The sequence below is a fragment of the Caulobacter sp. AVps18 genome (genome assembly GCF_058681425.1).
This window is the reverse complement of the sequence record NZ_CM178737.1, coordinates 693,910-712,944: the sequence shown is the minus strand read 5'-3', so window position 1 is coordinate 712,944 and position 19,035 is coordinate 693,910. Positions and strand designations below refer to the sequence as shown.

The following is a 19,035-nucleotide window of genomic DNA, read 5'->3' as shown; positions in this document are numbered from 1 at the left end:
TCGCCCGGTCGCAGCCCGAAAGCGCAAAGGTGGCGGCGCAAGCCAAGATCGTAAGCGTCTTCATTCTTTGCTCCAAAGCGCGCTCTAAACCCTCAGGCAAACCACCTGGGCCACCCGCAGGTCGCGGCGCAGGCCGTCGGCGACGCGGCCGTAGTTCTCGGTGGTGATCGATTCGCCCATGGCGATGTCGGCGCCGCGGCGGCGGGAGGGACCCAGCAGGGTCTTCAAGGTCTCGGGGGCGGTGGTGTAGATGCGGCCCCGGCGCGGGCTTTCGGCCACGGTGACGCCGATCACCCGGCCGGCGCTGTCGAGGGCCGGAGCGCCCGAGAGGCCCGCCAGCGTGCCCTTGAGGCTGTCGGTGCGACCCACCTCGGCCCAGACCAGCACCGGCTCGGTGCGCGCCCCGCGTCCCCGCACGACAAGGGTCTCGCGACCCAGCAGGCGTGAGGCGGCCTCGCCCGGATGGCCCTGGGGGAAGCCCGGATGATAGGCCCGCGCCCCGCGCCGCAGGGGCTCGCTGAGGCCCAGCGGCACCGACGGTGCCCCGCCCTCGGTGGTCAGGATGGCCGCGTCGGCGCGTGGGTCGATGGTGATCTTGGCCGCCACGCCCCGTCCGTCAGCCACGACGATGGCGGCGGACTTGCAGCCGTCGACCACGTGGCGGGCCGTCAGCCAGGTGCCGTCATCACTGATCGAGAAGGCTGTGCCCGAGCCCGGCTCGGCCTTGTCGGGCACCTGCACCACGATGGCGGGATCGAACGGCGAGGCCGGGCCCAGGGGCAGGCCCTCTTCGCCCGGCACCGGCGGCGGCGGGGTGGGGGCGTCGGAGCGCTCCTGCCGGCCGACCGCGACCACCAGCAGGGCGCTGACGGCGACGGCATAGACCAGCCAGTCGGGAAGCTTGGGGAAATGCACGGGACTTCGCCCTCGCCTTTCCCGATCAGCCCGCCACGGCGGCGGCGAGGATCAGGGCGGTGGCCAGCTTGGCCCCGACCAGCAGGGCGGCGGCGGCGACCTCGCCCTCATGGATGCGCTCGGGCAGGCCCTGCAGCACCATGTCGGTGACGCGGAACACCAGCAGTTGCACGGCGATGGTCGCCGCGCCCCAGATGACGATTTCGATCACCGAGGTCGAGGCCATCAGCGACACCGCCAGCGGAATGGCCAGGCCCACCATCACGCCGCCCAGCGACAGGGCGGCGGCTGAATTGCCCTCGCGGATCAGCTTGATCTCGCGGTGCGGGGTCAGCATCGCATAGAGCGCCGTGCCGATGATCAGCATGATCAGCGTAACCCCGGCATGCATCAGGGTGACGGGGAAGCCGGTGGCGAAGGCCTGAACCTCGGGCGACTGAAGCTGGGACGGCATGAACGCGATAACCCCCGGGGCGTGTACAGGTTGGAATCACTAACACGGGTGGGCAAGGCTTGCGTAGGGGGCAGATGCTCCCCCTCTGGGGGAGCTGTTCCCCGGGTCCGGCCTTAGGCCGGCCCGAGGATGAACTCAGTGACTGAGGGGGTCTTCGCGGCCCGCGCCCAGCTAGCCCCCTCCGGCCCTTCGGGCCACCTCCCCCAGGAGGGGAGGATCTCTATTCCGCCCCCTCGTCGTCCTCATCATCCAGCACGCCGGCCATCGCCGCCATCGACAGCTTGCGCAGCGCGCTGGCCCGGACCTTTTCGCTCTCGCTCTTCAGCTGGCCGCAGGCGGCGAGGATGTCGCGGCCGCGCGGGGTGCGGATCGGCGAGGAATAGCCGGCCTTGTTGACGATGGCGGCGAAGGCCTCGATGGCCGCCCAGTCCGAGCACTGATAGTCGCTGCCCGGCCAGGGATTGAACGGGATCAGGTTGATCTTGGCCGGGATGCCCTTGATCAGCTTGACGAGAGCGCGGGCCTCGGCCGGGCTGTCATTGACGCCCTTGAGCATTACATATTCGAACGTCACCCGCCGGGCGTTGCTGATACCGGGATAGGCGCGGATGCCGGCGATCAGCTGGTCGAGCGGATATTTCTTGTTCAGCGGCACCAGCACGTCGCGCAGGGCGTCGTTGGTGGCGTGCAGGCTGATGGCCAGCATGGCCTGGGTCGTCTCACCCAGGGCCTGCAATTGCGGCACGACGCCCGAGGTCGAGACGGTGATCCGCCGCCGCGAAATGCCGATGCCCTCATTGTCGCTGATGATCTCGATGGCGTCGGCCACCTGGCCCAGATTGTAGAGCGGCTCGCCCATGCCCATGAAGACGATGTTGCTCAGCAGCCGGTCGTCCTTGTCCGAAGGCCATTCGGCCAGATCGTCCTTGGCGATCTGCACCTGGGCCACGATCTCGGCGGCGGTCAGGTTGCGCACCAGGGCCTGGGTGCCGGTGTGGCAGAAGCTGCAATTGAGCGTGCAGCCCACCTGGCTGGACACACACAGGGCGCCCGAGCGGCCGACCGAGGGAATATAGACGGTCTCGACCTCGATGCCCGGGCCCATGCGGATCAGCCACTTGCGGGTGCCGTCCTTGGACACCTGCCGCTCGACCACTTCAGGCCGGGCGATGGTGAAGGCCTGCGCCAGCCGCGCCCGGGTTTCCTTGGCCACGTCGGTCATCAGGGCAAAGTCGGTGACGCCGCGATGGTGCATCCAGCGGAACACCTGGGTGGCCCGCATCCTGGCCTTGCCGTGCTCGGCCGCGCCCGACTCGACCAGGGCCGCCGTCAGCTGGGCGCGGGTCAGGCCCGACAGGTTGACCAGCGGCTTGGCAGCCGGAGCAGCGCCGGGGCTGGAAATACGCGACAGATCGAGGGTGACGCTCAAGGGGCGGTCCGGGGGCATGAGATGTGTGAGGATCGAGGGGAGGATATAGCAGAGGCCGGGGCTTTCTCCAAAAACGCCGCCCCGGCCGTGGGGGCGGGCTGTCGCCTGTGCTGGCCGGAAAATTCCTGTCTTCCTGAGCCTTGTGCCCAGGAAGGCAGATTTCCGGAACGTTTTCAGGGGCTAGAGCGCCAATGCGTTACAGGCGATAGCCCTGCTGCCCCGCGACGGGCGGGGCTAGTCCGTTTCGTCCGGCCCGGCGCGCTGTTGCACGCGAGCCCGCCAATCGTCGGGCACCGGCGGCAGGCGTTCGACGTCGTCAAGGCTGGACAGCAACGCTTTGTACTCGAGCCGCAGCATGAACTCGGCGTCGGCCGCGCGTTTCAGCGCGTCCAGTTCGGCCCTGAGGCGCTGGGGCGACATGGCCTCGTTGCCGGGGAAAGGGATCACCGTCTTGTCGCTTCCCGTCGGGGGCGGGGGTTCTCTGTGCTTGCTCACGGTCCTGGAACTCCGAAGGTTAAGGGGAGGCCGACGCGCGCCCGGCCTTCAGGCACGGGTTCGCGACGACCGCCGGACGAAGGCCCGGCGGGGGTGGGGAGGCGGCGGAGCGTCCGGGCGCGCCCGGAGGATGGATTGGAGAATACCGTTTCGACACGTACGGGCGCTCCGCGCGGCCGGTGGACGAAAGCCCTCGGGGCGCGGGGTTTTAACCCGCTCCCGACGTTAGGCCTCCGGCGGGCGGACCAGGAGGCGACCCCCGATCCGGACCGCGCGGGCGATTTCAGCCCGCGCCTGGCGCGCATCGTCGGGCGTCGCCCAGGGGGCTCCCGGCGGTCCGGGCCTGGCTTCAACACGGTCAGTCTCCCGCAGGGACCGTTCCGCTCCGCCAGACCCCGCCGGGCCCTGAAACGACGGCCGGGGGCGCTACCCGCTCGACCGCCCCCACCCCCTCGTCAGATCGCCAGCTGGACGTCCTCCCCGGAGGCGGGGCGAGGCCTAGTATGGGGGTAGTTCACAGGGGGGCTGCGTCGATTTTCCATCGTGACGCTGGGTGCGGCGGTTAAGGCGTTGAATTGGCTGGGGGCGGGAAGGGTGTATGCCCGTGCGAGAACGGGGATTGGGGGGCTCCCCACCCATTTGCCGCCCGCACCCGGAACCCCTCTCTCATGGAGAGAGGGAGGGGCCCGCCGCCGCAGGCGGTGGGAGGGTGAGAGGGTACACCCTCACCGAACGAAGCGCCGGCACGACGTCGCCGACGCTACACGCATAGCCCTGACCCGATCCTTGAAGGCTTTCCGCGCAAGGGGTTTGCCGGCCAGCGGTGAAACCTCTCACCCTCCCACCGCTTCGCGGCGGGCCCCTCCCTCTCTCTATGAGAGAGGGTTTCCCGCCCTCGCCCCGACCGCCCCAGGTCGGAGCCATCCTTAAATCCCTTGGAGGCTGCAGCGTGCGGGTCTGGACAGGTCAGTCAAGGACGACGCTCTCGCGTCGCCGCGAGGCGGCGGCCCGCAGGGCCGTCCTTGAGTGACCTGACCAGACCCGCGATCGTCTCGCCGTGGGATTTAAGGAGGGGTTTCCCTTCGGCGGAGGGGGCTTCTCGAAAACTGAGGCACTGCCTTCCACCCCCTAGCAAGAGAAAATCTCCGCGAATTGGATGCATCTGGGGCGAACACCTGCTACTCGCTTGAAGATATCTTCTCCATTTCCAAAAGTAATCTCTTTCCGAAATCGTTCATAAATACTCTCCTTATATTTCCATTTACCTTTTCACTATCTACTATTCCATAAACTTGTAACTTCGGAGCGATCGTAAAGTAAATGTATCTACTCATTTTAGACATATTATAAGTATTTTGAATTCCATTTACTAAAGCGTCTCTATATATATTTGTTACATTATAAAGGGAAATGATCTCAGTCTGATCGTCGTCATTGCTCGTGGGCATCTCAACCTGAACGGATTTCATAAGTTTTATTATTTCTTCAAAATCCGGTTCTCGTGCGTTGTTTGTTTTTCCCGATCTTTGCTGCTTTACCGCCGGTGGTAGTGATAAAAGCCTAGCATTTTCCTCGCGTAACTTTCGGTTCTCCTCTTGGAGGGAGCTCACTTCTGCCAACTCAGAGCCAGAAATCCATCCGGTCAATTTCGCGTCGTTGTTGAATTCAGACATCACCTCGTGAACGCAAAGTTTGATGTCTTTCAGGTCGGAAAAAAATGACGATATATTTGATAGAACCTTTTCTCTAAAAGCTTTTAATTCTTTGGGATTTTCGCTTTCTGTAACTGATGATCCAAATTTTCGTATTTTACCTTCAAGGTAATCGCTATCAATAACGACGGAAAATAGAGGTTTTCCCTCTTGCGCAGCATAATCATATTCGAGCTCTGTGTAGCTCATGCCGCTTGCGGCATCTATTGATCCATACCGTCCGCCCAGTATGAGCATGTAAACGTCTGATTCATCTATCCATCTCTTGATGGTTTCCATCTGAGATTTATCGCTAGACTTGAATAATTCCATGCCGGCCGGTATGTGGCCCGCCTTGAGGATGGCCGCGACGGCTGCCTGCCTCTCTTCAATGAGGTCAGTAAAGGTGCTCGATACAAAAACTTGGAGCTTTTTCTTTGCCAAGCGAGTCACTCGTTCGTTGCTGAGGTCGCCTCAAGTTTAACTTCAAGTCGCGTTTTTGGCGAATCTTTATTGACTGCAACTTCTCTGCGGCAGAGCCATGGTGATCCTTGTAGTCTGCACCAACGCTGGCCTCCCTCACGCCCTCACCCCTTCCCCCGCCCGCCCCGCTAGGCTATAGCCCCCGCCGATGACCCGCACGCCGCACCATCACGGCCGCCACCACCATCCGACCTCGCCTCGCGGGATCGGCCGGGTCCGCTCGCTCTAAACAGCCAGCCCCCTGCCTGAGCCCCGCCTAGCGGATGGGGCTTGAGCCAAGCGCCATCCGTCGAAGCCTTGATTGCCTAAGGACCGACGATGCCCGACTCTTCCACGACCTCCGAAACCCAGACCTTCCGCCCCGAAGCCCGCGCCCCGCGTGGCTTTGCCGACAAGCGGGCCCGTGACCTGCGCGCCGAGCGCGCCATCCTGGAGGCGGTGTCGGCGGTCTATGAGCGGCACGGCTTTGAGGCGCTGGACACCGGGGCCTTTGAATATGCCGACGCCCTGGGCAAGTTCCTGCCCGACAGCGACCGTCCCAATGAGGGCGTTTTTGCTTTGCAGGACGACGACGACCAATGGATGGCCCTGCGCTATGACCTGACCGCGCCCCTGGCGCGGTTTGCGGCCCAGAACTGGGAGACCCTGGCCAAGCCGTTCCGCCGCTATGCCTATGGGCCGGTGTGGCGCAATGAGAAGCCCGGCCCCGGCCGCTTCCGCGAGTTTATCCAGTGCGACGCCGACACTGTGGGCTCGGCCCGGCCCGAGGCCGACGCCGAGATCATCGCCATGGCCGTGGCGGGGCTGGAGGCGGCGGGTCTGCCGCGCGGCTCGGCCGTGCTGAGGATCAATAACCGCAAGCTGCTCAATGGCCTGCTGACCGCCGCCGGGGTCGAGACGGGCGGCCAGAAGCTGGCCGTGCTGCGCGCCGTCGACAAGCTGGACCGGCTGGGCGTCGAGGGCGTGCGGCTGCTGCTGGGCGAGGGGCGTCTGGACGAGAGCGGCGCCTTCACCAAGGGCGCGGGTCTGGTCGGCAAGGCCGTCGATGCGGTGGTCGACTTCGTTCAAGCCGGAGCCGGTGGCCGGGCGGCGACCCTGGCCAATCTGGCCAATGTCATCGGCGGTTCGGCCGAGGGCGACGAGGGGCTGAAGGAGCTGTCCTTGATCGACGCGGCCCTGACCAGCCTGGGCGTGGCCGACGACCAGGCGATGTTTGAGCCCTCGATCGTGCGCGGGCTGGAATACTACACCGGCGCGGTGTTCGAGGCCGAGCTGCTGCTGTCCACCCTCGACGAGAAGGGCAACAAGGTCTCGTTCGGCTCAATCGGCGGCGGCGGGCGCTATGACGACCTGATCGCGCGGTTCACCGGCCAGCCGGTACCGGCCACGGGCTTCTCGTTCGGCGTGTCGCGGCTGGCGGCGGCCCTGCGGGCGGCCGGGCGCGAGCCGGGCGGCACGGCGCGCGGGCCTGTGGTGATCATCAATTTCGACCAGGCCCACATGGGCGAGTATTTCGCGGTGGCCTCGGAACTCCGCAATGCGGGGATCGCCGCCGAGGTCTATCTGGGAACCTCGGGCATGCGGCCGCAGATGAAATATGCCGACCGCCGCATGGCTCCGGCCGCCATCATGCTGGGCGGCGACGAGATCGCGGCCGGCACGGTGACGATCAAGGATCTGGACCTGGGTCGCGAACTGGCCGCCGGGGTGGCCGACAACGCCGCCTGGAAGGCCGAGCGTCCGGGCCAGCAGACCCTGCCGCGCGGCGAGCTGGTGGCCGCTGTCCGCAAGATCCTTTCAGGTGGCCAATGAGACTTGAGCGTTCCATTCCCGCCGCTGCGCTGGAGGCCATCCGCGCCCCCTTCGCCGCCGCCGGGGCCGTGCTGACCGACGCACCGGTGCTTCAGCCTCTGGGCCTGCTGCTGGACCTGACCGGCGAGGCCATGCGCTCGCGATTGTTCGTGGTCTCGGGCGATGCGGGGGAGGAGGCGTGCCTTAGGCCCGACTTCACCGTGGCCATCGCCCGCGTCCACCTGGACAGCGGCGCGGCGTCCGGGCGCTATCTCTATGACGGCAAGGCCTTCCGCGTCGCCCCGCGGGGCAGCGACCGGGCCGAGGAGTTCCTGCAGATCGGCATCGAGGCCTATGAAGCCGGCGACCCCGTGGCCGCCGACGCCGAGATCGCCGCCCTGGCCTGGGCTTCGGTCTGCGCCGGGGGGCGCGACGATCTGAGCCTGATGCTGGGCGACGTCGGTTTGTTCGGGGCCTTCGTCGACAGCCTCGACCTGCCCGCCCCCCTGGCCGCCCGGCTCAAGCGCGCCTTCACCCGGCCGCGCCAGTTGAAGGCTGAGCTTGAGGGCGGGGTCGAGGTTTCGGGCGATGGGCAAAGCAAGATTGCCACGCTGCTGGCCGGCCTGCCCGAGGGCGAGGCCTCGGCGGTGTTGCAGGAGCTGTGGTCGCTGGCGGGCATCGAGCCGGTCGGCGGGCGTCGCCCGGCCGAGATCGCCCACCGGCTGGTCGAGCGCGCGCAAGCCGCCGGGGCCGGTCGTCTGACGACGGAGCAGGCCGACGCCGTGCGGGCCTTCCTGGCCATCAGCGATCGTCCGGGCGCAGCCCTGGACGCCATCGCCGCCCTGGCCGGCCCGCAGCGCGCGGCCTTGGACGCGGCTCTGGACGGCTGGCGCACGCGCCTGGCCGGTCTGGTGGCGCGTGGCGTGCCGGAGGATCGCATGACCCTGGCCGCCGCGTTTGGCCGGGCCTTTGGCTATTATGACGGCTTCCTGTTCGAGGCCCGCAGCGCGGCCCTGGGCGATGACCGTCCGGTGGCGGCCGGCGGTCGCTATGACGGCCTGCCGACGCGGCTCAATCCGGAGAGGGTGAGCGCTGAACGACAGACAGGCGCGGTGGGCTGCATGGTCCGCCCGGCGCGAGCCTATGCGGGAGCGGGCGAATGACGGCTCAGATGATCTTTGCCATCCCCTCCAAGGGCCGCCTGAAAGACCAGGTCGAGGCCTGGCTGGCCGAGTGCGGCTTCAAGCTGGAGATGACCGGCGGCGCGCGCGGCTATAGCGCTGAGCTATCGGGCCTGCCCGGCGTGTCGGTGCGCCTGCTGTCGGCCGGCGACATCGCCGCCGGCCTCGATGCGGGCGAGCTGCACTTGGGCGTCACGGGCGAGGATTTGCTGCGCGAGCGCGGCGACGACATGGACAGCCGGGTAATGCTGCTGCGCGCCCTGGGCTTTGGTCGCGCCGATCTGGTGGTCACAGCCCCCAAGAGCTGGCTGGACGTCGACACCATGGCCGATATCGACGAGGTGGGTCACGCTCACCTGGCCCGCACCGGCCGCCGCCTGCGGGTGGCGACCAAGTATGTCACCCAGACCCGGGCCTTCTTCGCCCGCCACGGGGTGGCCGACTACCGCATCGTCGAGAGCAGCGGCGCCACCGAGGGGGCCCCCGCCGCAGGCGCGGCCGAACTGGTCGTCGACATCACCACGACCGGCGCCACCCTGGCCGCCAACGGCCTGAAGATCCTGTCCGACGGGGTGATCCTGAAAAGCCAGGCCCAGCTGACCGCATCCTTGATCGCCGACTGGTCTGACGAGCAGCTGGGCGCCCTGCAAAGGCTGCTGGCGGTGGTCGAGGCCAAGGGCCGGGCGCGGACGCTCGCCACCCTGGTCTGGCCGGCCGAGCAGGACGAGACCGCCCAGGCCGCCGTCGCCGGCTTCGTGGCCAGGGGTGGCTCGCGCCGGGCCAACGGGGCCCTGCTGGCGACGGGTGATCTGTTCGACGCCGCCGCCGCCCTGGCCCAGGCCGGGGTCGAGCCGGTGACCGTCTCGCGTCCCGACTATGTTTTCGAATCCCGCTCGAAGGTTCTGGACGCCTTGGCCGCTCGCCTGAATGGTAATATTTGACTATTGCGTCAAAAATAGCCTGAGAGATCACTGATAAGTTTGACCCGGGCGTCCAAACTACGTCGCTTTCGTCAAAAAGAGCGGAACCCTTTGCGGAAATGGGCTTTGTGTCGTTGACAGCGCCACGATTTTGACGTTTCTACGGGATGCAAGAGACAAACGAGCCCAACAGAGTGCTCAATCTCTTCGGCGTTTCGGGGAGGAAACGCCCGCCTAGATCGAATGATCGAGAAAATAGCCAGCCCGTCGCGATTATCCCCCGCGGCGGGTTTGGTGTATCTGGGCCCTGGCTTCCAAAATTGACGAAGTCATCAAAAATTAGCGCCGACGATCCCGAGGGCGTTGCCGACATAAACAAAAAATGGTTTCTTTAATCCGGAGCCGCCACGAGCGGTCCCGGATGCTGCTGTCTGCCGCATCCAGTAAAGGCGAGCGGGGGAAACGGTATGGGGCGTGCATGGCTTGTGAGCCTCTGGCTTCTGGCTCTGGCCGGCCTTGTGCCGGCGACCCCGGCCCGGGCCGAGATCTCTGCCAGGGCTCAGGTCGCGGCGATGGGGCCGGGCATCAATATCCTCGGCGGCTATGATCCCTACTGGCGCGGCGAGCCGACGACCTTCCGGCTGAAGGAGGACTTCCGCCTGGCGCGCGAGGCGGGCTTCACCACGGCCCGGATCGCGGTCTTCACCTTCCCGTTTCTCAGCGCCGAGGGGCGTCTGGATCCGGCCTGGCTCAAGCGCCTCGATGCCGTCATCGCCGAGGCCGAGGCCCAGGGCTTTACCGTCATCATTGACGAGCATGACTTCGAGGCCTGCGCGGCCGATGTCGATGCCTGCGCCGTCAAGCTGGCCAATACCTGGTACGAACTGTCCGAGCGCTATCAGGGCGCATCCGACAAGGTGGTGTTCGAACTGCTGAACGAGCCGCATGGCAAGATCGATGCGGTGATCTGGAACGGCTGGCTGCCGGACCTGATCGGCATCGTTCGCAAGACCAACCCCACCCGCAACCTGATCGTCGGGCCGGTCGGCTGGAATAACCTGGCGGAGCTGCCCAATCTCAAGCTGCCTGAGGCGGATCGCCACCTGATTGCGACCTTCCACTATTACAGCCCGTTCGACTTCACCCACCAGGGGGCCAGCTGGGCCGGGCCGGAGATGGAGAAGCGCAGCGGCGTGCGCTGGCTGGGCCAGCCGGCCGAGATCGCGGCCATCGAGACCGATTTCGACAAGGTCAGCGCTTGGGCCAAGGCGCAGGACCGGCCGATCCTGCTGGGCGAGTTCGGGGCCTATAACCTGCACGGCAAGCTCGAGGACCGGGCTCGTTGGACCAAGGCCGTGGCCGACGCCGCCGACCGCCGCGGCTTTGCCCGCGCCTACTGGTACTGGGACGGCGGTTTCGGGGTCTGGGACGAGCAGAAGCGGGTCTGGGTCACGCCGATCCGCGACGCCCTGCTTGGAAAATCCGGCGGCTGATCATCGTCGCCCGGAAAACGCATTGATAATCCCTGGGAGGAGAAAGATGAAACTGACACGTCGTGGCGTGATGGCGGGGCTGTCGCTGGCCGCAGTGGCCGGGCAGGCACAGGCGCAGGTCAAGCCGCTGGTCCTGTATGATGACGGCCTGCAGAACGACTGGCAGAACTGGAGCTGGGCGACGGTCCAGCTGGCGGCGCCGGCCGGTTCGGTCAAGCCGATCAAGGTTGAAGGCGGCCCCTGGAGCGCCCTGCTGCTGCACCATGCGCCGATGTCGACCGCCGGGTTCAGCAAGCTGACCTTCTATGTCAATGGCGGCGTCGACGGCGGCCAGACGATCATGGTCAAGGCGTCGGTCGGCGGCAAGCTGGTGGAAAAGCCTTTCGTCTTCCAGCCCAAGCTCAAGACCTGGGCCGTGGTCGAGGTGCCGCTGAAGGATATCGGCGCCGACAACCAGACCGTCGACGGCTTCGCCTGGCAAGCCCAGGCCGAGGCCGTGAAACCCTATTACGTGACCAAGGTGCAGCTGGAATAGGCGAGGCCCCGGCGCCGCGCATCCCCTCGCGGCGCCGAAACACAGGCAGGGACCGCCGGATGACCGGCGGTCCCCAGGTCGTTTGTTTCCGTCTGGTTTCAGGCCTTGGGCGCGAACAGGATCGGAATGGTGACGGTTCCGCCGGAGACGGGCTTTCCGTCCAATGTCTTGGGACGCATTTGGAAGATCTCCGCCAATTGCAGGGCGGCCGTCCCGAAGCCGTGGCCACCGGGGCTTTCGCTCAGGACCTTGCACTTGGCCAGCCGCCCTTCGGGCGTGACCCGGCAATCCAGGGTCGCACGGCCGCCAGCGTTCGCAGCCTGGGCCGAGGCAGGGTAGAAGCGGGCCATGTCGGCACCGGTGGGCTTAACTGCCCAGTCAGGCTTGACGATCTGGACCGCCGGCGAGGGCTGGGCGTTCCAGACCGCACAGCCGCCGAGCAGGCTGACCGCGCAGACCAGTCCCAGTCCTGCAAGGCGGCGCGCCGGGCTTCGCGCGGGAATGTTCAGCATCATGAGTCTCTCCTTCAGGGGATGAGCGCCGCCGGCCGGCCAATGGCAGCCGAACGGAACGACGCGGGGAGCCAGCAGGGTGTCGAGCAGGGTCTCGGCATAGAGCCGCCGAGCTTCAGGACGCTGGGCCAGCACGGCCTCGTCGCAGGCCATTTCCTGATCCAGGCGCAGGCGGTGGGCGCCCAGATGGACCAGCGGATTGAACCAGCACAGGCACTGCAGGGCGACGGCGAGCGCGTTGATCAGGGCGTCACCCCGCGCCAGGTGGACACGCTCATGGGCGAGGACCAGGTCGCGCGCCTCGCCCTGGAAACGGGCGTCGAAGTCGGCGGGCGTGACGATGCGCGGCCAGGGCGCGGCCAGCACCATCGGACCAGCGCCCTGGTGCTCGCCCCGCAGCAGCGCCGGATCGTCGGGATGCGGCGACAGACGGCCCAGTGAGCGCGTGAAGCGGACCTGACGCACGGCGAACATCAGGGCGCTCAGCAATGCGCCAGCGGCCCAGGCCAGCGCGATCAACGCCAGGACCGTCGGCGTCGTCAGGGCCTCGGGCGAGGCCGCGCGGACCGCCCGGCCGGCGACGATGACGATCGGTGCCAGGGCGGGCGCCGCCGGGGGCGCGGGGATCAGGGAGGCCAGGGCGCAGAGTGGCGGGGTCAGCCACAACAGATAGGCGGGCCCGGCGCCGAACCGGCGCCGCACAGGGCCGCGCAAGGCCAGGGTCGCCAGTACGCCGCCGGCCAGGGCCAGGTTGGCGGCGGCGAGGGTGGAGAGCAGCGCCGCGCTCATTTGCCGATCCTGTCGACCAGGGCCTTCAGCGCCGCGACGTCCTCGTCGCTCAGCTTGTCGCCGTCCGAAAAGTGCATGACCAGCGGCGCCAGCCGGCCGTCGAACAGCCGGTCCAGCAGGCCCTGGCTTTCGGATTGCACATAGGCCTGGCGGCTGAGCAGCGGGGTGTACAGATAACGCCGGCCATCGGCCTTGGCCGCGACGGCCTTCTTCTTGACCAGGCGGCTGATCAGCACTTTCACGGTGCCCTCGGTCCAGTCCTGAGGCCCGCTGACCTCGGACATGATCGACTCGGAGGTTCGCGGGCTTTCTCGCCACAACGCCTCCATCACCACGCTTTCGGCCGCGCTGATCTTCATGGTCTGCCCTCGATGACAGTTGTCAACGAACTGACGTTGACACTTGTCATCGCCGACGTCAACCGGGGCTCGCGACCGCTCCCCGGGCCAGCAAAAAGGGCCGCCGGTTTCCCGGCGGCCCTTCGTGCGTTTCAGCTGTGGTGTCTGGCGACTACCAGATCTTCACGCGATCTTCCGGCGCGACATACAGCGGGTCGCCCGGCTTGATGTCGTAGGCCTTGTACCAGCCTTCCATGTTCCGAATGGTGCCGTTGACGCGGTAGTAGCCCGGCGAGTGGGGACCGGCGATGATCTGCTGCTTGAGGGCCTCGTCCCGCTGCTTGCCGCGCCACACCTGGGCCCAGCCCAGATAGACGCGCTGGTCGCCGGTAAAGCCGTCCAGCACCGGCGCGGGCTTGCCGCCCAGCGAGGCGTGATAGGCATCCAGGCCAAAGGCCAGGCCGCCCATGTCGCCGATGTTCTCGCCCATGGTCAGGGCGCCGTTCAGCTTCATGCCGGGCAGGGGTTCGAAGGCGCCGTACTGGGCCCCCAGGCGGTCGGCCTGGGCCTTGAACTTGGCGGCGTCTTCCGCCGTCCACCAGTCACGCAGCACGCCGTCGCCGTCGGACTTGCGGCCCTGGTCGTCGAAGCCGTGACCGATCTCGTGGCCGATCACGCCGCCGATGCCGCCATAGTTGACGGCCGGATCCGCGTCCGGATGGAAGAACGGGGCCTGCAGGATGGCGGCCGGGAAGACGATCTCGTTATTGACCGAGTTGTAGTAGGCGTTGACCGTCTGCGGGGTCATGCCCCACTCGGTCTTGTCGACCGGCTTGAACAGGCGCTCGACATCCTTGCGCCAGGACCAGACGCCGACCCGCTGGGCGTTGCCGAAGGCATCGTCATCCTTGATCTCGAGCTTGGAATAGTCTTCCCAGACGTCGGGATAGCCGATCTTGACGGTGAACTTGGCCAGCTTGTCCTGGGCCATGACCTTGGTCGGGGCGCTCATCCAGTCGAGATTGTCGATCCGCACCTTCATCGACGAGCGGATATTGGCCACCAGGTCCAGCATCTTGGCCTTGGACTCGGGCGGGAAGTAGGCGGCGACATAGTCCTTGCCGACCGCTTCGCCCAGCATGCCGTTGACGGCGCTGACGCCGCGCTTCCAGCGGGGGCGCTGCTCGGGCTGGCCCGACAGGGTCTTGGCCCGGAATTCGAAATTGGCGTCGACGAAGCGCTTGGACAGCAGCGAGGCCGAGTCATCGGTGACCTTGAAGGCCTGCCAGGCCTTGAGGGTGTCCAGCGGGGTTTCGGAATAGATCTTGGCGTATTTCGGGAACGAGGTGTTGGTCGTGACGATGAACCGGTCGACCTTGGGCAGTTCCGAGGTCGCCAGATAGCGGTTCCAGTCATAGCCCGGCGTCAGGGTCTGAAGCTCGGCCAGGGTGGCGGGATTATAGGTCTTGTCGCGGTCGCGGCGCTCGGCGCGGGTCCAGGTGGCTTCGGCCAGCAGGGTCTCGAAATCGACGACGGCCTTGGCGCTTTCAGCGGGCTTGTCCCAGCCGGCCATGGTCAGCATCTTTTCGACATAGGCCAGATAGGCCGCCTTCTTGTCGGCGAACTTGGGGTCGAGATAGTAGTCGCGATCCGGCAGCGAGGTTCCGCCCGTGCCGACATAGACCGCATAGGCCTTGGGGTTCTTGGCGTCGGTCTGGATGCCCGCCCCGATCAGGCTGGCAAAGGGTGTGGTGCTGCTCTTGCCCATCAGGGCCGTGAAGTCGGCCTTGGTCTTGACCGCCTTGATCTGGGCCAGATAGGGCGCGATCGGCTTGGCATCGAGCGCCTCGATGGCGGCCTCGTTCATGAAGGCGCGGTAGGCGGCACCGACCTTGGCGGTATCGCCCGTCGCGGCGGTGTTGGCGGCGGCGGCCTCGATTATGGCGCGGGTGCGGGCCTCGGACAGTTCCGCCAGCTTGTCGAAATTGCCATAGCGGGTGCGATCCGACGGAATCGCCGTTCTGGCATCCCAGGCGCCATTGGCGAACTTGTAGAAGTCCGTGCCGGGCTTGACCGACGTGTCCATGCCCGAGAGGTCGAAACCCCAGGTTCCATAGCGGGGCGACTCGAGCGTCGCGGTTTCGGCGGCGGCGCCTTCAGCGGGGGCCGAAAACAGGGCCTGGATCGTACACAGTTCGTCCAGGCACTGGTGCTTGTCGTCGGCTTGCGCGCCGAAGGCGGAAAGGGACAGCGCCGCGACGGCGGCAGCTGCGAACCAGACTCGTTTCATGGAAATGGGCATCCGTTGGTGTGAGCTGGCCGCAATCTGCCTCGCGGTGGAAAAAACGCTCCCTTACAAATTTGTCATCTATCCGCTCGGCCAGGGCCTAGTGGTGCTGGTGCTCCGACGCCGGGCCTTGCGCCGCCTTGGGCGCCGCCGTCTGCACTGCAAGCTCCACCAGGCTGCGCCGGCCATTTTCGAAGACCAGCGTGACGGGTACTTTTTGCCCCGCCGCCAGAGGTTGCTTCAGGCCCAGCAGCATGAAGTGATAGCCGCCCGGGGCGAAGGCCACGGCCCCGCCGGCCGGGATCTCGACCCCGGCGTCCTGGCGACGCATGGTCATCACACCATTGGCCATGGCCGACAGATGGATCTCCACCGACGTGGCGGCCGGGCTCTGGGCCGACAGCAGTTTCACCGGCCTGGTCCCGGCGTTGGCGATGGTCATGAAGCCCACGCCGTTCATGCCGGCCATGGCCGGGCGGCTCCAGGGCGACTGGATGGTCAGGGCACCGAGCTTGTAGTCGGCCGCCGTCGCCGGAAGGGCGAGGGCGGTGGCAACGGCGGCGGCCAGGGCGATCAGGGTCGGGGTGCGCATCGGAAATCTCCGGGTCAATGCTGGTGGCCGGCGGGCACGGCCGGTGTCAGGCGAAGGATGGCGGCGGGGCGAGAGAGGCGCTCGTCCGGGGCACCGGCCGAGGGAACCTGGGTCCACTGGCTTTCGCCCTTCTCGCAGGTCTGGATCACGGGAAAGACCAGGGCCTCGCCCGTAGCGGGCAGTTTCATCAGCAGGCTGAACTCGTCAAAGGCCTCGTCAGGCAAGCGGCCGCTGAAGGTGATCGCCGAGGGCGCGGCCTTGGGATCGGCACCCGCCTCGCGCTCGATTTCATAGGTCCAGCCCGGCTTGGGCTGGGGCCGGGCCGAGACCACGCCGGGCGGGATCTCGATGCGGACCTTCAGGGTGGTATCGCCCGCCGAGCAGGCATGGCCCACCCGGAAGGCGACGGCGGCATATGACCCCGCCCGCGCCGTATCGGGCGCGGCCACCACGTGGGCGAGAGCAGGCATGGGGGCGAGGGCCGGGAGGGGCGCGGCCAGGGCCAGGAGGGTAAGGGCGATCTTGCGCATCTGCATCTCTCCTAGAACTTGCCCGAGACGCCGACGAAGACGCCGCGTCCCTCGCCCGGCCAGTAGGCGGCCGTGTTTTTGATGGTCGCCGCCGTGACCGAAGCCGCATTGGCCTGGGCGTTGACCGTGGCCACATAGCGCTTGTCGAGCAGATTGCGCGCATCCAGGAACAGCGTCACCCCGTCTCGCGTGTAGCCGGCCCCCAGCGAGGCGATGGCATAGTCGGGCGCGCGGACCTTGTTGCGATAGTCGACAAAGGCCCCCTTGGGCGTCCACTCCACCGACGGGGCCACGAACCAGCCGGCCGGGTGCTCGTATTTCAGCTCGGCGCGGTACAGGTGCTCGGGCACGATCGGCAGGGTGGCGTCGCCATACTGGGCGTCACCGTCGAACCTGAAATCCGACCAGGCATAGGTCTGGCGCAGCCGCAGGCGCGGCGAGAAGCGCCAGTCCAGCCCCGCCTCGATGCCTTGGTGGATCGTCTGGTCGGCGTTGAAGGTGCTGGCCGGATGGTCGGCGTCGACCACGAAGCTCAGCAGCTCATGGTCCAGTTCGGCGCGGTACAGGGCCAGGTCCCAGGCAAACGCGCCCTTGCGGCCGCGCGCGCCGATCTCGCCGGTCCAGGCCTCTTGCGGCACCACCGGGGCGAAGCCGGCGGCGGCGGTCGGCGAGAAAGCTCCAAAATTTGGCGGCTCGACCGAGCGGGTCAGGTTGGCGAAGATCTGGCTGTCAGCATCGACCTGGAACAGCAGTCCCACGCGCGGGGCCAGCCAGTCATAGTCGCGGCTGGCGGTCAGGTCGAAGGTCGAGGCCACGCCCGCCAGCCTGTAGGCGCGATAGTCGCGCTGGGCGGTTCCGTAGGTGGCACCGGCCACCACGGCGACGCGCGGGGTCACGAAGAACCGGCCCTCGGCGAAGACGTCCAGGGCTTCCGCGTTCTGCCGCGAGAACGCCTGGGCCGCGCCCTTGGAGCCGCGCAGGTTCAGCCACTGGCGGGCGTCCAGATCGCCGATCCGGTAGGAAGCGCCCGCGAACAGGTCAGAGGCATGGCCGGCCAGTTCGCCGGTCCAGTCCAGCCGACCGAAGGCCCCGAAGTTGCGGCTTTCCTGGTCGATGACCTGGAAGATCGGGTGGTCCAGGTCCCTCCAGGCACCATAGACGCCGCCCTCGAACACGGTGCTGTCAGACAGTCGCCAGGTGGTCTGCAGGCTGGCCCGGGCGTTGCGCATGTTGCGGCCGTAGTTGTTGGCCAGATTGGCGGCGGCGGCCTTTTCCGGGCTGTTCAGGGCCTGGGCCAGGGTCAGGGAGCCGGCGATCTGCTGGCGCAGGTCTGCGCCGCTGACATACAGGCGAACCTCGCGGTCCTCGCCGAAGCTGTGGCCGATATTGGCCGACAGGCGGGCGGCCGAGGCGTTGCTCTGCTGGCGCCAGCCGTCGGCGTTCATCAGGGTGGCACCGACGAAGACGTCATTGTCGCCGAACTGGCGTGCCACCTCGCCATGCAGCCGGGCCGTGCCGAACGAGCCGCCCTCGACGCGGATCAGGTTGTCTGCCCCGGCCGTCTTGCCCGTCGGCGTCACGAAATTGATCGCCCCGCCCAGCAGGGCCCCGCCGAAGCGCAGGGCGTTGCCGCCCTTGTAGACCTCGGTATAGCGGGCCAGCAGCGGGTCGATCAGCTGGAAGTCGCCAAAGCCGTCGGCCTCGTTCAGGGGCACACCGTCCTGGGCCAGCAGGGTTCCGCGATTGTGATTGCTATTGCCCAGGCCAGAACCCCGGATCGACAGGCGGGTGTCTTCGCCAAACTTCTTCTGGGCGAAGACGCCGGGCACGTCGCGGACGGTGTCGTTGAGGCCCAGGGCGAAGCGGTTGGCATAGGCTTCCGACGAGATCACCGCCACCGCGCCGGGGGTTTCCGACAGGCGCTTGCGGGCCTGGGCGACGGCGGGCGGGTCTTCGGGATCGGGGCGGGCGGTGACCAGAACCGAGTCGATATGGGTCTGGTCGGTCTCGGCGGCGTGAGCTGCGGAAGACAGGCAAAGGGCGGCAGCGCCCAGCAGGAGGGCGCGGCGGAAGGTGAGCGTCATGGAAATTGCAGTCCTGAAAACGTGACGAGACGCGCAGGCGGCACCAGCCGCTGCGCAGGCTTTTTGGGTCAGGCGTTCAGGTTGGCGGGTGGTCCCTGTCCGGGCGGACGAGGCGGCGCACGGGCATGACCGCGCACGCCCAGGGTGCGCACGACGGCGACCTCCAGACGGACGGCATAGCGCACGGGAACGACGGTCGCGGCGGGATCGGGGGTGATGGCGGCCAGGCTGGCGACCAGGCACTGGCCGCACTTGAAGCCGCCGAAGATCTTGGCGGGAACTGGCTCTTCGCCGCCCACCTTGACCAGCTTGGCGCCGTCGGCCGTACAGATGATGATCGCCTCGCCGGCGCTGGTCGAGCGCGCCATGGCGACGGCCGGCACCAGGGTCTGGGCCAGCACCGCAAACGCCGCCAGCAGGGCGACGAGCAGGGTAGAGCCGGATCTGGCGCGACGGGCGGTCATTGCGGTGGGTGACTAGGCGCTGGCGTGTGCGGGGTCAATCGATCACCGGGTA

At 67.0% G+C, this 19,035-nt stretch carries 17 protein-coding genes; 5 read left to right on the top strand and 12 right to left on the bottom strand.

Annotated elements, in window-relative coordinates; genetic code table 11:
* Positions 1-84: 84 nt before the first annotated feature.
* The 5 genes from ACW179_RS03290 to ACW179_RS03270 form a co-directional block, all read right to left on the bottom strand.
* Positions 85-915, bottom strand: a complete 831-nt coding sequence (locus ACW179_RS03290) for a S1 family peptidase (RefSeq protein ID WP_492062881.1) — start codon at positions 913-915, stop codon at positions 85-87.
* A 25-nt stretch (positions 916-940) separates the two neighbouring features.
* Positions 941-1,369 carry a DUF350 domain-containing protein gene (locus ACW179_RS03285; RefSeq protein WP_492062880.1) on the bottom strand — a complete coding sequence of 143 codons (429 nt, stop codon included), beginning with the start codon at positions 1,367-1,369 and terminating at the stop codon, positions 941-943.
* Between the two features lie 220 nt (positions 1,370-1,589).
* A complete protein-coding gene (gene rlmN, locus ACW179_RS03280; RefSeq protein ID WP_492062879.1) occupies positions 1,590-2,798 on the bottom strand; it encodes a dual-specificity RNA methyltransferase RlmN in 1,209 nt (402 codons plus the stop codon).
* A gap of 234 nt (positions 2,799-3,032) precedes the next feature.
* Positions 3,033-3,245: a hypothetical protein gene (locus tag ACW179_RS03275; RefSeq protein WP_492062878.1), complete on the bottom strand. Its 213-nt coding sequence runs from the start codon at positions 3,243-3,245 to the stop codon at positions 3,033-3,035.
* Between the two features lie 1,226 nt (positions 3,246-4,471).
* Positions 4,472-5,428, bottom strand: coding sequence for a DUF4062 domain-containing protein (locus tag ACW179_RS03270; RefSeq protein ID WP_492062877.1), 957 nt, complete (start codon positions 5,426-5,428; stop codon positions 4,472-4,474).
* Between the two features lie 357 nt (positions 5,429-5,785).
* Here ACW179_RS03270 and hisS point away from each other — a divergent pair, with 357 nt between their 5' ends.
* The 5 genes from hisS (at position 5,786) to ACW179_RS03245 (ending at position 11,387) form a co-directional block, all read left to right on the top strand.
* Positions 5,786-7,279: a histidine--tRNA ligase gene (gene hisS, locus ACW179_RS03265; RefSeq protein ID WP_492062876.1), complete on the top strand. Its 1,494-nt coding sequence runs from the start codon at positions 5,786-5,788 to the stop codon at positions 7,277-7,279.
* Positions 7,276-8,421, top strand: coding sequence for an ATP phosphoribosyltransferase regulatory subunit (locus ACW179_RS03260; RefSeq protein ID WP_492062875.1), 1,146 nt, complete (start codon positions 7,276-7,278; stop codon positions 8,419-8,421). Before hisS ends, ACW179_RS03260 begins: the two co-directional genes overlap by 4 nt.
* Entirely contained in the window at positions 8,418-9,380 is a 963-nt protein-coding gene (hisG, locus tag ACW179_RS03255; protein ID WP_492062874.1) for an ATP phosphoribosyltransferase, read from the top strand. The genes ACW179_RS03260 and hisG overlap by 4 nt, the downstream gene beginning before the upstream one ends.
* Positions 9,381-9,844: 464 nt before the next feature.
* Positions 9,845-10,852 carry a glycoside hydrolase family 5 protein gene (locus ACW179_RS03250; RefSeq protein ID WP_492062873.1) on the top strand — a complete coding sequence of 336 codons (1,008 nt, stop codon included), beginning with the start codon at positions 9,845-9,847 and terminating at the stop codon, positions 10,850-10,852.
* A 46-nt stretch (positions 10,853-10,898) separates the two neighbouring features.
* Positions 10,899-11,387 carry a hypothetical protein gene (locus tag ACW179_RS03245; RefSeq protein ID WP_492062872.1) on the top strand — a complete coding sequence of 163 codons (489 nt, stop codon included), beginning with the start codon at positions 10,899-10,901 and terminating at the stop codon, positions 11,385-11,387.
* A gap of 98 nt (positions 11,388-11,485) precedes the next feature.
* Here the strand turns inward: ACW179_RS03245 and ACW179_RS03240 are convergent, their stop codons facing one another.
* The 7 genes from ACW179_RS03240 to ACW179_RS03210 all read right to left on the bottom strand — a co-directional run bounded on the left by ACW179_RS03240 (position 11,486) and on the right by ACW179_RS03210 (position 18,983).
* Entirely contained in the window at positions 11,486-12,688 is a 1,203-nt protein-coding gene (locus ACW179_RS03240) for a TonB family protein (RefSeq protein ID WP_492062871.1), read from the bottom strand.
* A complete protein-coding gene (locus ACW179_RS03235; protein WP_492062870.1) occupies positions 12,685-13,047 on the bottom strand; it encodes a BlaI/MecI/CopY family transcriptional regulator in 363 nt (120 codons plus the stop codon). Before ACW179_RS03235 ends, ACW179_RS03240 begins: the two co-directional genes overlap by 4 nt.
* Positions 13,048-13,198: 151 nt before the next feature.
* Positions 13,199-15,316, bottom strand: coding sequence for a M13 family metallopeptidase (locus ACW179_RS03230; RefSeq protein ID WP_492062869.1), 2,118 nt, complete (start codon positions 15,314-15,316; stop codon positions 13,199-13,201).
* Between the two features lie 97 nt (positions 15,317-15,413).
* Entirely contained in the window at positions 15,414-15,905 is a 492-nt protein-coding gene (locus ACW179_RS03225) for a copper chaperone PCu(A)C (protein WP_492062868.1), read from the bottom strand.
* Positions 15,906-15,919: 14 nt separating this feature from the next.
* Positions 15,920-16,435, bottom strand: a complete 516-nt coding sequence (locus ACW179_RS03220) for a YcnI family copper-binding membrane protein (protein ID WP_492062867.1) — start codon at positions 16,433-16,435, stop codon at positions 15,920-15,922.
* Between the two features lie 11 nt (positions 16,436-16,446).
* Positions 16,447-18,519 carry a TonB-dependent receptor family protein gene (locus ACW179_RS03215; RefSeq protein ID WP_492062866.1) on the bottom strand — a complete coding sequence of 691 codons (2,073 nt, stop codon included), beginning with the start codon at positions 18,517-18,519 and terminating at the stop codon, positions 16,447-16,449.
* A gap of 68 nt (positions 18,520-18,587) precedes the next feature.
* Positions 18,588-18,983, bottom strand: a complete 396-nt coding sequence (locus tag ACW179_RS03210; protein ID WP_492062865.1) for a DUF2946 family protein — start codon at positions 18,981-18,983, stop codon at positions 18,588-18,590.
* Between the last annotated feature and the right edge of the window lie 52 nt (positions 18,984-19,035).

Coding starts and splice junctions, on each gene's coding strand:
- ACW179_RS03285 (WP_492062880.1), bottom strand. CDS start 1,369: ATGCCGTCCCAGCTTCAGTCGCCCGAGGTTCAGGCCTTCGCCACCGGC.
- hisS (WP_492062876.1), top strand. CDS start 5,786: ATGCCCGACTCTTCCACGACCTCCGAAACCCAGACCTTCCGCCCCGAA.
- ACW179_RS03260 (WP_492062875.1), top strand. CDS start 7,276: ATGAGACTTGAGCGTTCCATTCCCGCCGCTGCGCTGGAGGCCATCCGC.
- hisG (WP_492062874.1), top strand. CDS start 8,418: ATGACGGCTCAGATGATCTTTGCCATCCCCTCCAAGGGCCGCCTGAAA.
- ACW179_RS03245 (WP_492062872.1), top strand. CDS start 10,899: ATGAAACTGACACGTCGTGGCGTGATGGCGGGGCTGTCGCTGGCCGCA.
- ACW179_RS03240 (WP_492062871.1), bottom strand. CDS start 12,688: ATGAGCGCGGCGCTGCTCTCCACCCTCGCCGCCGCCAACCTGGCCCTG.
- ACW179_RS03235 (WP_492062870.1), bottom strand. CDS start 13,047: ATGAAGATCAGCGCGGCCGAAAGCGTGGTGATGGAGGCGTTGTGGCGA.
- ACW179_RS03230 (WP_492062869.1), bottom strand. CDS start 15,316: ATGAAACGAGTCTGGTTCGCAGCTGCCGCCGTCGCGGCGCTGTCCCTT.
- ACW179_RS03225 (WP_492062868.1), bottom strand. CDS start 15,905: ATGCGCACCCCGACCCTGATCGCCCTGGCCGCCGCCGTTGCCACCGCC.
- ACW179_RS03220 (WP_492062867.1), bottom strand. CDS start 16,435: ATGCGCAAGATCGCCCTTACCCTCCTGGCCCTGGCCGCGCCCCTCCCG.
- ACW179_RS03215 (WP_492062866.1), bottom strand. CDS start 18,519: ATGACGCTCACCTTCCGCCGCGCCCTCCTGCTGGGCGCTGCCGCCCTT.
- ACW179_RS03210 (WP_492062865.1), bottom strand. CDS start 18,983: ATGACCGCCCGTCGCGCCAGATCCGGCTCTACCCTGCTCGTCGCCCTG.